This is a genomic window from Kitasatospora sp. NBC_00240, from assembly GCF_026342405.1.
Classification (GTDB): domain Bacteria; phylum Actinomycetota; class Actinomycetes; order Streptomycetales; family Streptomycetaceae; genus Kitasatospora.
In genome coordinates this window covers 135,522-150,148 of the sequence record NZ_JAPEMU010000001.1, presented here as the reverse complement: position 1 = coordinate 150,148, position 14,627 = coordinate 135,522, and the positions used below count along the sequence as shown (strand labels likewise).

Sequence of the window (14,627 nt, the reverse complement as noted above, 5' to 3'; positions counted from 1 at the left end):
TCTCCCGAGCCACCGTACGAAAGGCCCTGACACCATGCCCGTCGAGTTCATCGGCATGATCGGCACCACCGACGTCTCCGAGACCCGCCCCGCCACCGGTCCGGTCGTCGACCCCGACTTCACCCGGCGCTTCGCCAAGGCCCACGAGGAGGCCGGCTTCGACCGGATCCTGATCGGCTACGGCTCCTCCAGCCCGGACGGCAGCCAGGTCGCCGCCCACGTGGCCGCCCACACCGAACGTCTGGGCCTGCTGGTCGCGCACCGGCCGGGCTTCGTCGCCCCCACCCTGGCGGCCCGTACCTTCGCCACCCTGGACCAGTTCTCCGGCGGCCGGGTCGCCGTCCACATCATCACCGGGGGCCACGACGCCGAGCAGCGCCGGGACGGCGACTACCTCCCCAAGGACGAGCGCTACGACCGCAGCGACGACTACCTGGACGTCCTCACCAAGGCCTGGACCAGTGAGGGCCCGTTCGACCACCAGGGCCCGCACTACCGGCTGGAGGACTTCCACGCCGAGGTCCGGCCCGTCCAGCAGCCGCGCATCCCGCTCTACTTCGGCGGGTCGTCCGAGGCGGCCTACCGGGTCGGCGGCAAGCACGCGGACGTCTTCGCGCTCTGGGGCGAGCCGCTCGCCGAGACGGCCGAGCAGATCGCGGCCGTCCGGGCCGGCGCCGAGGCCGCCGGGCGCAGCACGCCGCCCCGGATCAGCGTCTCCTTCCGGCCGATCCTGGGCCGCACCGAGGAGGAGGCCTGGGAGCGGGCCCACGGCATCCTGGACACCATCCAGAACCGCGGCCGGGGCGGCGGCTCCTTCGTGGGCAAGCGTGCGATCCTCCCGGTCGGGCCCGACGCCCGGCCGCAGAACGCCGGCTCGCAGCGGCTGCTCGCGGCCGCCGCCAAGGCCGACCGGCACGACCGCGCCCTGTGGACCGCCCCGGCCGCCGCGACCGGCGCCGCGGGCAACTCGACCGCGCTGGTGGGCACCCCCGAAACGGTCGCGCAGGCCCTGCTCGACTACGTCGACATCGGCGTCAGCACCCTGCTGATCCGCGGCTACGACCCGCTTGAGGACGCGCTGGACTACGGTCGCCACCTGCTGCCGCTGGTCCGCCAGGAGGTCGCTCGGCGCGAGCGCACCGAGGCGGCCCGCGAGGCCGCCGCCCGGCTGGCCGCCCCGGTCACCGCCGGGAGCGCCCGATGAGCGCCCACCTCGCGCCGGCCCCGCTCGCCCCCGCCCCGGCCCCGCTCGCCCCCGCCCCGGCGGCCGCCGCCCCCGACTCGCAGCCCGGCACGCTCGTCTGGGAGCCCGCCGAGGGCGCCGCCCGGCGCGGCACCGTGGTGCTGCTCCCCGGCCGGGGCGAGAACCCGGCCGTCTACCAGCGGTTCGGCCGCCGGCTGGCCGCTGACGGCTACGGCGTCCACGCGCTCGGCCTCGGCCCGGACCCGGCGCCCGCCGACGTGACGGCGGCCTTCGCGGCCGTCGCCCGGCAGGCCCCGGCACCCGTGGTGCTGGCCGGGTCGGACACCGGCGCCCTGCGGGCGCTGGCCGCCGCCCGGGAGGCCGGGACACGGCCGGACGGTCTGGTGCTCGCCGCGCTGCCGCTGACGGCCGGCGCCCCGGCGCCCGACGGCTGGGAGGAGGAGCTGGCGGCCCGGACGTCCTGCCCGGCCCACCGCGGTGTGCTGACGGCCGATCCGGCGTTCGGCCGGGGCCGCTTCGCGGACCGCGTCCCGGACGCGCTGCTCGCTCCGGCGCTGAACCCGGCCCTGAACCCGGCCCTGAACCCGGCCCTGAACCCGGCGCTGAACCCGGCGCCGGCCGTGGCCCCGGCGCCGCTCGGGGAGGACGGGCCGCCCCCGGCGTCGCCCGGACGGCTGCCCGTCCTGGTCCTGCACGGCGCGGCCGACCCCGTCGCCCCGCCGCAGGCCGTCCGCGAGTTCGCCGCGCGCCTGCCCGCCGCCGTCCTGGTGCTGGTCGAGGACGGCCGGCACGACGTGCTCAACGACGCCACCCACCGCAGCGTCGCGGCGCAGCTCGTCCAGTGGCTGGAGCGCCTGCGCGGCGGCCCGGACCTGCCCCGCCTGCTCACGGTCGAGGAACCGCCCCGCTGAGGTCCGTTCCGCCCGCACCGCCGGGACGGGTCCGGTCCGTCCGGACGGTTCGGACCGGACCCGTCCCGCCGGTCACCCCCGGCACCGCCCGCGAGCCCGCCGCCCGACCGATGCAGGCCCGACCGCCGTAGCGCCGACTCGCCTCCCCGGAAGGAAATCCCCGTGACCATCACCCAGGACCTCCCCGTTACCCAGCTCAGGCCGACCGGCCCGGTACCCCTACCGGCCGACCGGCTGCGCCGCACCCTGCGCCGGCAGGCCGCGGGCGTCACCGTCATCACCGTGCCGGGCCCCGCCGGGTTCACCGCCACCTCCTTCACCTCGGTCAGCCTGGACCCGGCCCTGGTGTCCTTCTACGTGTCGGCCACCGCCTCGGCGGCCCCGGCCGTCCGGGCGGCCGGCAGCTTCGCCGTGCACATCCTCGGCCGGGGCCAGGAGGCGCTGGCGGCCCGGTTCGCCCGCAGCGGCGTCGACCGCTTCGCCGGCACCGACTGGACGCCCGACGAGCTGGGCACGCCCGTCCTGGCCGGGGTCGCCGCCTGGCTGACGGCGCGTCCGGTGCTGCTCCAGGAGGTCGGCGACCACCTGATGGTGGTCGGTGAGGTCGTCGACACCCTGGCGCGGGAGGACGTCGGCCCGCTGGTGCACCACGACGGCGCCTTCGGCGGGTTCACGTCCGCCCCGGGCGCCGGTGCCCACCGGAGCTGACCCGGCCCCGTCCGGTGCCGGAGCCACCGCCCGGCACCTCCACGCGGCCCGCACAGCCGCCCGCCGCCCGTCCCAGGAGTCCCCATGTCCCTGACCTTCCACTGGTTCCTGCCCACCACCGGCGACAGTCGCCACGTGGTCGGCGGCGGCCACGGGTCGACGCCCGGCACGGCGGGCGCCGACCGCCCCCCGAGCATCGAATACCTCGGCCAGATCGCCCGGACGGCCGAGCAGCTCGGCTTCGCCGGCGCGCTGACCCCCACCGGCGTCTGGTGCGAGGACGCCTGGCTGACCACGGCCATGCTCACCCAGGTCACCGAGCGGCTCAAGTTCCTGGTCGCCTTCCGCCCGGGACAGCTGAGCCCCACCCTGGCCGCCCAGATGGCGGCCAGCTACCAGCGCCAGTCCCACGGCCGGCTGCTGCTCAACGTGGTGACGGGCGGCGAGTCGGCCGAACAGCGCGCCTACGGCGACTTCCTGGACAAGGAGGGGCGCTACGCCCGGGCGGACGAGTTCCTCGGGATCGTCCGGCGGCTCTGGGCGGGGGAGAGCGTCGACCACGAGGGGGAGCATCTGCGGGTGGAGCAGGCCCGGTTGGCCCGGTGCCCGGATCCCGCGCCGGAGATCTACTTCGGCGGCTCCTCGACGGCGGCCGGCGCGGTCGCGGCCCGGCACGCGGACGTGTACCTCACCTGGGGCGAGCCCCCCGCGCAGGTGCGGGAGAAGATCGAGTGGATCCGCGGCCTGGCCCGGGCCCGGGGCCGCACGCCCCGGTTCGGGATCCGACTGCACGTGATCGCCAGGGACACCTCCGCGCAGGCCTGGGCCGAGGCCGAACGGCTGCTCGCCGGGATGAGCCCGGAGCGGATTCGCAGTACCCAACTCGCCCTGGCCCGAAGCGAGTCGGACGGCCAGCGGCGGATGCGGGAGCTGCACGGCGGCGCCACCGACCGGTTGGAGGTGCACCCGGGTCTGTGGGCCGGCATCGGGCTGGTGCGGGGCGGCGCCGGCACCGCACTGGTGGGCAGCCACCAGGAGGTTGCCGACCTGATCGGGGAGTACCACCGGGTGGGCGTCCGGGAGTTCATCCTCTCCGGCATCCCGCACCTGGAGGAGGCCTACCAGGTGGGCGAGGGCGTCCTGCCGCTGCTCGCGGCCCGGGGGCTCTGGCAGCACCCGGCGGTCCCGGCCGACCGGGGGTGAACCGACCCGGCCGGCCCGACCCGGCCGCTCCGGCTCAGCGCCCGGCCAGGACCGGTCCGGGGTGCAGCGGCGCGGTGACGTGCCCGGACAGGTCGTCGTTGTCGTCGTCCGAGGTGAACGTGCCGGTCAGGGAGGAGGTGAGCGAGGCGGCGATCCCCACCAGGATGAAGACGACCAGCAGCCCGCGCCCCGCGCCGCTGAGCACCAGCGGACGGGTCGCCGAGGCCACGGCGCCCGGGGCGGCGGCGGGGGTGGACGGGTCCTCGCCGAAGAGCCCCTTCGGGTAGGCGGCGGTGAGCATCAGCAGGTACGCCTGGAACCGCATCCGGTAGCGCACGATCGCCGCGCTGGCCTCGAACAGCGGCCGCGGCATCCGGCCCAGGATCAGCACCACCAGCCAGCTGATGAACGACACCGTCCACCACCCCGTCAGCAGTACGCTCTGCACGATCGCCGCGGGGATGGCCAGGATCAGCCGGAAGAAGACCGCCAGCCGGTTGAGCTCCCCCGGCTTCAGCCCGACCCGCACGGGGTACTCCGGCGTCTGGAACGCGAACGGCGGATACCGGTCGTGGGTCAGCATCGCGTACGCGTTCACCCGCGTCTCGTAGGCGACGAAGCCCGCCAGGTAGGTGGCCGCGAAGTCCGGCAGCCGGCCGAGCGCGAGTGCCCCGAACCAGCCGATCACGCTCACGAAGAAGGCCACCACCGACAGCACCCACACCACGATGAACTGCGGGATGAGCATCAGGAGGCGCAGCAGCACGGTCAGCCGGTTCTGATCCTCCGGCTCCGGCATGTCCAGGGTCGGCAGGAACTCGGCCGCGGCGGGCGCAGCGGCAGGGGGAGCGTCCCACATCCGGGCCTCCAGGCGTCGGGTCCAAGGCGATGGCGGCGAAGGAGCCGCGTGCTCCGAAGATCGCATCCGCCCGCCGCGCCCGCCCGCCGGATGGCCCGATCGGGCGACACGCGGGTGGGGCCGCGGGTGGTGCCACGCTCGTGCGGGCGTGGTTTCGGGCGGCGGGGCGCAACGGGCGGGGCCGCCGGACACCGGGCGGTGTTGCCGGCAGCCCCGTCGGGCCGGTGGCCCGGTGAGGGGGCGGCGTCCCCCTGCTCTCCCCGGCGTCAGGAGAAGGCACAACGGACGGGCCCTGAGCAGCACGACCGTCGGGCCTCGCTTCCACCGGCTCCTGCCCGGCACATGTTCCCGAGGACCGACGGGGTTCCACGGCCACGGGTGGTCTTCCCCCGCCCGGGTTGTTCGAGGGGGCCTCAGCCGTCGGCCCGGCACTCCCCGCCGGCCGGCCGTCCCGGCCGCGCTCCCGGGGAAGTGGCTCGCCTGCGCATTCGTGGGCCTCGAACGCCGGTAGCGCGCCCAGGCGCGGGTACCGCCGGATGCCGGCCCGACGGGGGCCGTTGCTTCGTACGCCCGGTGCGGCGATCATCCTGGGATGTTCGAGTTGTCGCCGGGGACGGGTCTCGCTCTGCCGCAGGATGCCGGTGTTCTGCGATTCGGCATGTCCGAGCGGGAGTGCCAGTGGGCGGTCGCGACTCTGGCGGATGTGCGCGAGACCTGGATCTGTCAGGCAGGCTGGGCCTTCTCGGCCTGCTACGAGGGCGTGGAGCTCGTCCTCTGGGGGGACAGCATGGATCGCCTGGGTCGCGCCGACCACGACAGGCACGGATTCGCGGCCGTGGAACTGCGCCGATGCGAGCCGAGGCCGACCCGGCCGTCCGCGGTGGCGGTGGTCCTCGACGACATCGACCTGTTCGGCTACCCGGCGGCCGAAGTGACGGCTGTCGTCGGCCCGAACCCGCATCCGGGCCTGCGGCTGCCACCGGTGCGACCTCCCAGCCGCTACCTACCGGTCGTATGGCTCTCGGCGGTGTGACAACCATGGTGGTCCCGCCCAAGACCGCCCCGAAGATCCCCGAAGATCACCGACGACCAGGACGAACTGCTGGCGTTCTACAACTTCCCCGCCGAGCAACGGACTCACCTGCCGACCACCGACTCTCACCTGCAGCGGCGCGTTCGCCCTGGCCGCCGCGGGGCTGCTGGACGGGAAGGAGGCGACCACCCACTGGCGGCACGCCCGCCTGCTCCAGGAGCGCCATCCGGCGGTGACGGTCAACGCCTCGGTGCTCTACGTCGACCACGGATCGGTCATCACGGCCGCCGGAACGGCCGCCGGCATCGACGCCTGTCTGCACCTCGTCCGCAACGACCACGGCGCCGACGTTGCCGCTCGGGTGGCCCGCAGAATGTCGTGGCCTCGCACCGCGAGGGCGGCCAAGCCCAGTTCGCGGAGCATCCGGTGGCCAGGGCACCGTCCGACGACCCGGTCAGCACCGCCATGCGGTACGCCCTGGAACACCTGCACCGACGGCTCGCCGTCGACGAACTGGCCGACCTCGCACACCTGTCGGTACGGCAGTTCTAACGCCGATTCGCCGACGCGGCCGGCCTGCCGCCCGGGCGCTGGATCACCCAGCAGCGGATCCGGGCCGGTGCCGTACTCCTGGATTCCACGGACCATCCGATCCAAGCGGTGCCCGCCCGGGTGGGCCTGACCGTGGCGGGGTTCCGCCACCACTTCCGCGTGACGATGGGGGTCAGCCCCTCGACGTACCGGCGCCAGTTCCGGCGCTGAACGGCACCGGCACCGCCTCCGGCTGGCAGCAGGCGGCCTCCGCTCGCCGAGCCGGTCGGTGCGGTGGGAGACCTCGGCTTCCGTTCGGCGGTCTCCTCGACGTGCGGGACGCCGTCGGTGCCCTCGGTTGGGCCGCAGATGTCGGCGGTCGGGGCCAGGTGCGGCGCCGAGATCTGCTGGCTCACTCAGCTCCCTGAAACGGCAGCGCCGCCACGATCGGATGGTCCCTTCCGATCGGTCCGAGCTTCGCGCTGCTGCCGGGGGAGCCGAGGTCCGCGAAGAACTCGGCGTTCACGGCGGTGAAGTGCTTCCACTCCTCCGGGGTGTCGTCCTCGAAGAGGATCGCCTCGACGGGGCAGACCGGCTCGCACGCGCCGCAGTCGATGCATTCGTCCGGGTTGATGTAGACCATGCGCTCTCCCTCGTAGATGCAGTCGAGGGGGCACTCGTCGATGCATGCCTTGTCCTTGACGTCCACGCAGGGCAGGGCGATCACAAAGGTCATCGGACTACCGTCCTCTTCCGGTCGTTGCTGCTTGCCGTTCCGACGCAGCCGACCGTAGGGCCTCAAGTAAGCTTGAGGTCAACAAGGAGGCCCCGCATGACGAACTATCGCCCTGGCGACGACCGGGCCACCCCGGACGACTGGCTGAGCATCGGCGAGGTGAGCGCGCGGACCGGGGCGGCGGTCTCCGCGCTACGGTTCTACGAAGAGCTCGGCCTGATCGCGTCCGAGCGCGACGAACGCAACCAGCGCCGCTACCCCCGGCACATGCTGCGCCGGGTCGCCCTGGTATCGGTGGCCAAACGGATCGGCATCCCGTTGCAGGACCTCCGGGAGGCGTTCGCCGATGTGCCGCTCGACCGTCCGCCGAGTCACCAGGAGTGGCAGCGCGCCTCGCGTGGCTGGAAGCACCGGCTGGAGGAGCGTCGGCAGACCATCGAGCGCCTCGAGGCCGAACTCACCGGCTGCATCGGCTGCGGATGTCTCTCGATGAAGGCATGCGCCCTGCTGAACCCCGGCGATGCGCTCGCCGAGGACGGCGCCGGGCCCCGGCGGCTGTGAGCGACGGCGCCCAGCTGGGCGCGCCGACCGGGAGGCGTCCGGGGCCGCGGCGGCGGGTGGTCCGCGGCCACTGCTGAGATGTCACCTGGCGCAGCGACCGCTGGCCACAGCCGGTCTCGCCGAAGCGCCGCACCGCCGCCGGGGAAGGCGATTCGGCCGATCCCGGTGTGATCGACATACTTCCGCGCATGGACATCGTGGAGAACGAACCTCGGCCCCATCACTACCGGTTCGCGCATCAGGTGCTCGCGGGCCTTGCCCGGGACCTCGGGCCGCGGATGCTGGAGGGCGTCCCGGCCCAGGGGTTCGGGGCCGGGCTGGTCACCCTCTGGGACGACTTCGGCGGGCGGCTGCCTGCCGAGGAACGGCTGCCGAGCGACGGCCTGGACGCGCATCTGATCACCTTGGGTCCGCACCGGCTGCTGGTGGTCGTGCTGCCGCGGCCCGCCGGACCGGCCGAGGCGTACTACACCGCCGTCGTGCAGCCGGACGGCGCCGACCACTGCCGGTACTTCACCTTGGAGCTCGCGGTGAACCCGTTCACCGGGGAGCCGTACACGGTGCTCGGCGAATGGGCGGACGGCAGCCATGCCAACCTCGGTTCCGGTCCGGCACCGGAGTTGGCGGCCTTCCTGACGGCAGTGGTGGCGCTCCTGGACGAGCCGGCGCCCGCCGTTGCGGTCACCCGCCCGTCCCCGCCCCAACCGCAGGCGAGGCCCGAACGCCGCGGCCTGCGACGGCTGTTCGGCCGCTGACCCGCCCGGGTGGTGCACCCAACGGCGCCCGGGCGGGGCTGCCGCACCGGGCCGGGACGCCGTGGGCGGACCTGCCCGAGCGGTTCGGGCCGCGGAAGGGCGCCCACACCCGGCCGCGGATGTGGGCGCCCGACGGCACCCGGGGCAGATGTTCACCCCGCAATCGTCAGGACGTCACCAGTCCGAGTTGGTCGCGCCCAGACTCAGCAGGACCTGGTCGAAGGTGTTGCCGTCGTTGTCGTCGGTGTACGACATCGCGAGCGTGCCGAACGGGGAGGAGGCCACCGCGGCCTGCTCCTGCCGACCGGTCGTGACCTGGCTGACGGACTGGGCCGGCAGCCGGCCGGCGAAGGTGCCGTCGGGGTTGAGGCCTCGGGCCCAGACCGCCGGATCGGTGCCGGCGACGCTCCAGCCGACCACGGCGTCGCGCTGGTCGTCGATGCCGACGGTGGGATTGCCGGCTCCGGCCCCGCCGGAGATCTCCACCTCGGCGGAGCCGGCGGTGCCGGTCGCGGTGAACGACCGGGCCCAGACGCCACGGGTGCCGGTGTGATCGGACTCCCATGCCACGGCGAAGTCGCCGTTGAAGTCGGCGGCCACGGCCGGGCGCTGCTGCTGCCCGCCGCCGAGGCTGTTGGCGCTGCGGCGGGTGAGTGCGACGGCCCCGTTCGCCTTGGCCAGCTTCACCAGACCGATCTGGTAGTAGCCGTTGTTGTCGGTGTCCTCGTCCCAGACCACGACGGCGTCGCCCGAGGCGGAGGTCGCGACGTCGGGGTTGTGGTGCGCCCCGCCGGCCGCGTTGACCGTCACCTCGTAGGCCTTCGTCGTGGTCCCGGTGAACCCGGCCGCCTTCACCGTCGCCGCCGCGGTGCCCTGGATGTCCTCCCACACCACGGAGAACGCGACCGCGGTGGTGCTGCCCGGCGCGCCGTCCGGATCGACCGCGACCCGCGGGTGGATCTGCTGGCCGTCGGCGCTCGCGTTGGCCCGACCGGAGCCGAGGACCGCGCCGGTCGGGGAGAGCACCCGGTAGACGATGTTGTAGAGCCCGTTGCCGTCCGGGTCCTCCGCCCACACGACGACGGCGTTGCCCCGGTCGTCGAGTCCCACGTCGGGCTGGAGATGCCGCCAGGCCGTGCCGGCGGTCCCACCGGCCGAGAGCTTCGTCTCGTAGGCCGGGACGCCGTTACGGAACGTCCGCACCCACACGTCGCTGTGCGCGTTGTCGCCGGGGTCGGTCGAGTCGCGGTCGTCCTCCCAGACCACCGCGACGTCGCCGAGGCGGTCGGTCGCGATCGAGGAGGAGTCCTGGTCACCGGTGGCGTCGCTGTTCGCCGTCACCCAGGACGAGGGCCCCGCCGCCGAGGCCGGGGAGACCATGACGAGGACCGCCGCGAAGCCCGCGGCGGCCGCGCCGAGAACTGAGAGCTTACGCATCGGCCAACCCCGGCTGTCCGTCGTGGATGATGAAGGTCTTGGCGGTGGTCGCCGCGACGCCGTGCTCGGTCACCGACGCCACCGACCGGAAGTCGGCGGTGAGCTGCGACGGCGTGATCTGCGTGCGGACGTAGCCGCGCCGGTTGGAGTAGAAGCGCAGGTGCGGGTTGAGCGACCCGTTGGGGATCGCCGTGGTGGCGCTCCCGTCGCCGCCGCTGGTGATGGAGGTGCAGACCAGCTCGGAGCCGATCGTCGCCGACGACGGATCGGCGTAGTCGGCCTTGAGGTCGTTGCCCCACGACGCGTGCACGTCGCCGGTGAGGACGACGGGGTTGCGTACGGCCCGGTCGATGATGCCCTGCTGGATCCGCGCCCGGCCGGCCCGGTACCCGTCCCAGGCGTCCATGTTCATCGCGCCGGACGCGTTCACGTTGCGGGCGAAGAAGACCTGCTGGCCGATGAGGTCCCAGGTGCTCAAGTGCTGGCCGAGTCCGTCGAGCAGCCATGACTCCTGGGCCGTGCCGGTGATCGAACGGTTGGCCAGATCGGCGTCGGCGCAGACCTTCGTCCCGTCGCCGCAGGCCTGGTCGTCGCGGAACTGACGGGTGTCGAGCATGTGGAACGTGGCGAGGGTGCCCCAGCGGACCCGGCGGTAGAGCTGGATGCTGTTGCCGGAGGGCGTCGCGGCGGCCCGCAGCGGCATGTTCTCGAAGTAGGCCTGGTACGCGGCGGTGCGTCGCGCGGTCCACTGGGCCGCCGTCAACGCGGGGCTGCTGTCGGCGCGGACCATGTTGGCGTAGTTGTTCTCCACCTCGTGGTCGTCCGGCACCACCAGCCACGGCGCGATCGCGTGCGCGGCCTGCAGGTCCGGGTCGCTGCGGTAGAGCGCGTAGCGGCGGCGGTAGTCGGCCAGCGACACGATCTCGCCGCCGAGGTGCTGGCGTACCCCCGTGGTGGTGGCGCCGCCCTCGTAGATGTAGTCGCCCAGGTGCAGGATCAGGTCGGGGCGGTCGTCGGCCATCCGGCGGTAGGCGGTGTAGTAGCCGCTCTCGTAGTGGGCGCACGAGGCGAACGCCATGGTGAAGTCACGCCCGACCGTGCCCGGCGCCGGCGCGGTGCGGGTCCGGCCCACCGGGGAGATGAACCCCTGGGCCCGGAACCGGTAGTAGTACTCCGAGTCCGGGGCGAGTCCACCGGCCAGCGCGTGCACCGCGTGGGCCTGGGCGTAGCGGGCGGTGACCGTGCCGGAGCTGACGAGGGTGGTGAAGTTCTGGCTGGTCGACACCTGCCAGTCGACGGCGACGTCGGTGTTGGGCATGCCGCCCTGACCGTCCGCGTTGGTCGGTGCGGGGGCCAGACGCGTCCAGAGCACCACGCTGCTGTCGTCCGGCTCTCCGGAGGCGACGCCGAGCGTGAAGGGGAAGGGGGTGGAGGCGGCGGCCGACGGCTGGGCCATCGCCCCGAGTTGGAGCGCGGCGGCGCCAGCGGTGGTGAGCCCGCCCAGGATGAAGATGCGGCGACTGAGGTTCCTCATGGCCGGCCATGCTCGCGGACCCAGGTGAACTTCGGCCCTTGCGACGGGGGCAGTCAAGTGACATGGCAATGGCGGGAGTTGGTGAGCCGTCCGTTATGGGGGACGTGAGCTCACGTCGGATTGCGGGTGGCAGTCGTCGGATGCGGTCGGTATCGTCGCGCCATGCCTGAACTGATCGCGCCCACCGTCCGTCTGCATGCCGCCTGGCTGGAGGCCCGTGGCGAGTGGGGGCCCGGCGCCCACGAGGACGGGTTCGGGCTACGGCGCTCCGACGAGGTCGACTCGTCGGCCGGGTTCGCGGCCTGGGTGGCGCGGCTGGCCGATCAGCCGGTGCCGGTGCCGGGGTCGGAGCTGCAGCAGGGGCAGCGGCAGGGGAAGTCCGGCCGGGCGGGCGCGGTTTACCGGTGGATCGTCGAGGACGGCCGGGTGCACGGCGGGATCGCCCTGCGGTACGGGCCCGGCGACTTCGTGCTGCGGTTCGGCCACATCGGCTACGGCGTCCGGCCGTCCTCCCGCCGGCGCGGCCTGGCGGCCTGGGCACTGGGCCGGATGCTCGACGAGGCACGGGCCCTCGGTCTTGGCCGGCTGCTCCTGGTCTGCGCGGCCGACAACATCGCCTCGGTCCGGACGATCGAGCGTCAAGGCGGCGTTCTGGAGGGCGTCCAGGAGACCGAGTTCGGGACGGTACGGCGGTACTGGATCACGATCTGAGGCCGGCCGGACCACCCCCGTGGGTGTAGTTCGCCGGGTTCGCCGCCCGCGGGCGCTCGTGCGCGCGAACGGTCGCTTTGTCGACGGAAGTTGAGTGCGGGCCCGGACGGGAGCAAGATGGGCGCCGACGCGGTGGCCCGGCGATGGGTCCGGTGGTCGTCAGGCGTGCGAAGTGGTCCGGCTCCGGAGAGGCCCGGCCGGGCTGATGCCTGCCACGTGGTCGGAGCGGCCGCCGCGGAACGTCACCGATCACGCCCCGGCCGGGCCGTGACCACTGATCGACGGACAGGGCGGGTGCATGGCACAGCGCAGCTATTGGCGTGAGGCGGACGGTTCTCCGGTCGCGGCGGCGGAGGCCCAGCAGCTCTGGGCCGGGGAGGCCTATCCGCACCTGGTCACCGTGGCGGGGACCTATCACGCCGTCATCACCTACAAGGAACTGGCGGAGGTGGTCCAGAAGGCGTCCGGCGTCCGGACGACCGCGCTTCTGCACAACTGGATCGGCGGCGTGCTGGGCCATGTGGTCCGCGAGGCCCACCGGCGTGGTGACCCGCCGCTGACGGCACTGGTCGTGCGCACCAGTGACGGGATGGTCGGCGAGGGCTACCGGGAAGTCCTGGCGATCGCGGGGGAGACCGCGGTCGCCGAGGAGACCGACCGTGAGAACCACGCGGCCGCCGCCCGGCTGGACTGCTACCGCCGCTTCGGCGCCGCCCTGCCGCCCGGCGGCGGGGTCCCGGCACTCGCACCCCGGTTGCTGGCCGCGATCGAGCGCCGACGCGCACGGCTCCCCGAGCCGGCCGCACCGATCTGCCCCGGCTGCTACGTGCAGCTGCCGGCGACCGGAATCTGCGACTCCTGCGGGTAGTCGGCGTCCTGGACCTGTCTTGACGGGGTGCGGGTGGTCGGCAGCGCAGGGTGTCGGCCACCCGCCCGGGCCGTGTGCGCGGTGCCGTGCCGCGTCACCTGCGCGGCCCGGCGCCGGGACGAGGACTCGACGGCCCGGACGAGGACTCGACGGTCCTCGTCCGGGCGTCGGCAGGCTCAGCCACCGCCGGCCGCCGGCCGGATCGGGAGACCTACGGGGTCAGCCGGTTGGGCCCACGGAACAGGAAGGTGGCCTCGCGGATCGAGTCCAGGCCGAGCAGCACCATCAGGACCCGGCCGAGGCCCATTCCCAGTCCGCCGTGCGGCGGGCAGCCGTAACGGAAGCAGTTCAGGTAGTCCTGGAGCGAGTCGGTGCCGATGCCCTTCTCCGCGGCCTGTTCGAGCAGTACCTCGTACCGGTGCTCGCGCTGCGCGCCGGTGGTGATCTCCAGTCCCTTCCACAGCAGGTCGAAACTGAGCGTCAGGCCGGGTCGGGCGGCCGGGCGCATGTGGTAGAACGGCCGGATCCCGGCGGGATAGTGGGTCACGAACACGAACTCGTGCCCGGTCTCCTGCCGGATGTGCGCGGCGAGCGCGCGCTCGCCCTCGGGGTCCAGGTCGGTCTTCGAGCCCTCCCGGTCCCAGCCGCCGGCCCGCAGGATCTCCTGGGCCCGGGCCATGGTGACCCGAGGGAACGGCAGCGCCGGGACGGTCACCTCCACGCCGAACTGCTGCTGGATCGCGGCGCCGTGCTGTTCGGCGACCCGGGTGAGGGTGTGCGCGAGCATCCGTTCCTCGAAGGCCATCACGTCCTCGACGTCCTCGATCCAGGCGAGTTCCAGGTCCACTCCGGTGAACTCGGTCGCGTGGCGTGAGGTGAACGAGGGTTCGGCGCGGAACACCGGACCGATCTCGAAGACCCGGTCGATGCCGGCGGCGATCGCCATCTGCTTGTAGAACTGCGGGGACTGCGCCAGGTAGGCACTGCGGCCGAAGTAGCCCAGCTCGAACACCTCCGCGCCGGACTCCGAGGCGGTGCCCATCAGCTTGGGCGTGTGCATCTCGGTGCAGCCCTCGGCGTACGCGAACTCCCGCAGGGCCTGTTCGACGGTGGTCTGCACCTCGAAGAGCAGTTGGGCCGCGGGGCGCCGGCGGATGTCCAGGAACCGCCAGTCGAGGCGGTGTTCCAGGCCGGTGAGCTCGTTCACGGGCAGGGGTGCCTCGGCGAGGTTGAGCACCTCGACGCGTTCCGGGACGATCTCCAGTCCGCCCAGCCGGACGGCGGGGTTCTCGACCACCAGGCCGGTGACGCGCACGGCCGACTCGACGGTCAGTCCCTCGATCCGCTCTTCCAGCGGGTCGTCGGCGCCGAGGCGTCGGTGGGTGACCTGGGTGGTGCCGGTGTGGTCCCGGACCAGCACGAACTGCATCGTGCGTTGCAGGCGCAGGGTGTTCACCCAGCCGCAGACCGAAACGGTTCGCCCCAGGTGTTCCCGCAGGTCGGCGACCAGGACACGGGGGGTGGGGTGGATCATCGCAGTCCTCCGTAGGACGTCGGGTGATCCCTTGGGAGTGCG

Annotated in this window: 15 protein-coding genes and 1 pseudogene; 11 read left to right on the top strand and 5 right to left on the bottom strand. The window is 73.6% G+C overall.

Annotation, left to right across the window (positions count from 1 at the left end; genetic code table 11):
* Positions 1–34 precede the first annotated feature (34 nt).
* The 4 genes from OG689_RS00655 (at position 35) to OG689_RS00640 (ending at position 4,026) form a co-directional block, all read left to right on the top strand.
* On the top strand, positions 35–1,204 hold the full coding sequence (locus OG689_RS00655; RefSeq protein ID WP_266316609.1) for an LLM class flavin-dependent oxidoreductase: 1,170 nt from the start codon (positions 35–37) through the stop codon (positions 1,202–1,204).
* The gene (locus OG689_RS00650) at positions 1,201–2,115 is read left to right on the top strand and encodes an alpha/beta fold hydrolase (protein WP_266316608.1); all 915 of its coding nucleotides are present in this window, start codon (positions 1,201–1,203) and stop codon (positions 2,113–2,115) included. Before OG689_RS00655 ends, OG689_RS00650 begins: the two co-directional genes overlap by 4 nt.
* 162 nt (positions 2,116–2,277) lie before the next feature.
* Complete coding sequence (locus OG689_RS00645; protein WP_323189238.1) at positions 2,278–2,823, top strand: flavin reductase family protein; 546 nt, start codon at positions 2,278–2,280, stop codon at positions 2,821–2,823.
* An 84-nt stretch (positions 2,824–2,907) separates the two neighbouring features.
* Positions 2,908–4,026, top strand: coding sequence for an LLM class flavin-dependent oxidoreductase (locus OG689_RS00640; protein WP_266316607.1), 1,119 nt, complete (start codon positions 2,908–2,910; stop codon positions 4,024–4,026).
* A 34-nt stretch (positions 4,027–4,060) separates the two neighbouring features.
* On the opposite strand, the gene OG689_RS00635 is transcribed toward OG689_RS00640, so the two are convergent.
* Positions 4,061–4,885, bottom strand: coding sequence for a DUF4389 domain-containing protein (locus OG689_RS00635; protein WP_266316605.1), 825 nt, complete (start codon positions 4,883–4,885; stop codon positions 4,061–4,063).
* Between the two features lie 592 nt (positions 4,886–5,477).
* Here OG689_RS00635 and OG689_RS00630 point away from each other — a divergent pair.
* From OG689_RS00630 to OG689_RS44990, 3 genes and pseudogenes are all read left to right on the top strand, one after another.
* A complete protein-coding gene (locus OG689_RS00630) occupies positions 5,478–5,918 on the top strand; it encodes a hypothetical protein (protein WP_266316603.1) in 441 nt (146 codons plus the stop codon).
* Positions 5,919–6,296: 378 nt separating this feature from the next.
* Entirely contained in the window at positions 6,297–6,470 is a 174-nt protein-coding gene (locus OG689_RS00625) for a hypothetical protein (RefSeq protein ID WP_266316602.1), read from the top strand.
* 12 nt (positions 6,471–6,482) lie between these two features.
* Positions 6,483–6,680 (top strand): annotated as a pseudogene (locus tag OG689_RS44990) (helix-turn-helix domain-containing protein); the annotation flags it as partial.
* A gap of 181 nt (positions 6,681–6,861) precedes the next feature.
* On the opposite strand, the gene fdxA reads toward OG689_RS44990, so the two are convergent.
* Positions 6,862–7,185 carry a ferredoxin gene (gene fdxA / locus OG689_RS00620; protein WP_266316600.1) on the bottom strand — a complete coding sequence of 108 codons (324 nt, stop codon included), beginning with the start codon at positions 7,183–7,185 and terminating at the stop codon, positions 6,862–6,864.
* 96 nt (positions 7,186–7,281) lie between these two features.
* On the opposite strand from fdxA, the gene soxR reads away from it, so the two are divergent.
* Both soxR and OG689_RS00610 read left to right on the top strand, forming a co-directional pair.
* Positions 7,282–7,746 (top strand): redox-sensitive transcriptional activator SoxR, encoded by a 465-nt coding sequence (gene soxR, locus OG689_RS00615; RefSeq protein WP_266316599.1) that lies wholly within the window; start codon positions 7,282–7,284, stop codon positions 7,744–7,746.
* A 188-nt stretch (positions 7,747–7,934) separates the two neighbouring features.
* The gene (locus OG689_RS00610; RefSeq protein ID WP_266316598.1) at positions 7,935–8,501 is read left to right on the top strand and encodes a hypothetical protein; all 567 of its coding nucleotides are present in this window, start codon (positions 7,935–7,937) and stop codon (positions 8,499–8,501) included.
* Between the two features lie 174 nt (positions 8,502–8,675).
* On the opposite strand, the gene OG689_RS00605 is transcribed toward OG689_RS00610, so the two are convergent.
* Positions 8,676–9,938 (bottom strand): hypothetical protein, encoded by a 1,263-nt coding sequence (locus OG689_RS00605; protein ID WP_266316597.1) that lies wholly within the window; start codon positions 9,936–9,938, stop codon positions 8,676–8,678.
* Entirely contained in the window at positions 9,931–11,472 is a 1,542-nt protein-coding gene (locus tag OG689_RS00600; protein WP_266316595.1) for an alkaline phosphatase D family protein, read from the bottom strand. The genes OG689_RS00605 and OG689_RS00600 overlap by 8 nt, the downstream gene beginning before the upstream one ends.
* A 162-nt stretch (positions 11,473–11,634) precedes the next feature.
* On the opposite strand from OG689_RS00600, the gene OG689_RS00595 reads away from it, so the two are divergent.
* Entirely contained in the window at positions 11,635–12,183 is a 549-nt protein-coding gene (locus tag OG689_RS00595) for a GNAT family N-acetyltransferase (RefSeq protein ID WP_266316593.1), read from the top strand.
* A 298-nt stretch (positions 12,184–12,481) separates the two neighbouring features.
* Entirely contained in the window at positions 12,482–13,051 is a 570-nt protein-coding gene (locus tag OG689_RS00590; RefSeq protein ID WP_266316592.1) for a hypothetical protein, read from the top strand.
* A gap of 211 nt (positions 13,052–13,262) precedes the next feature.
* On the opposite strand, the gene aspS is transcribed toward OG689_RS00590, so the two are convergent.
* Positions 13,263–14,585, bottom strand: coding sequence for an aspartate--tRNA(Asn) ligase (aspS, locus tag OG689_RS00585; protein ID WP_266316590.1), 1,323 nt, complete (start codon positions 14,583–14,585; stop codon positions 13,263–13,265).
* Positions 14,586–14,627 lie beyond the last annotated feature (42 nt).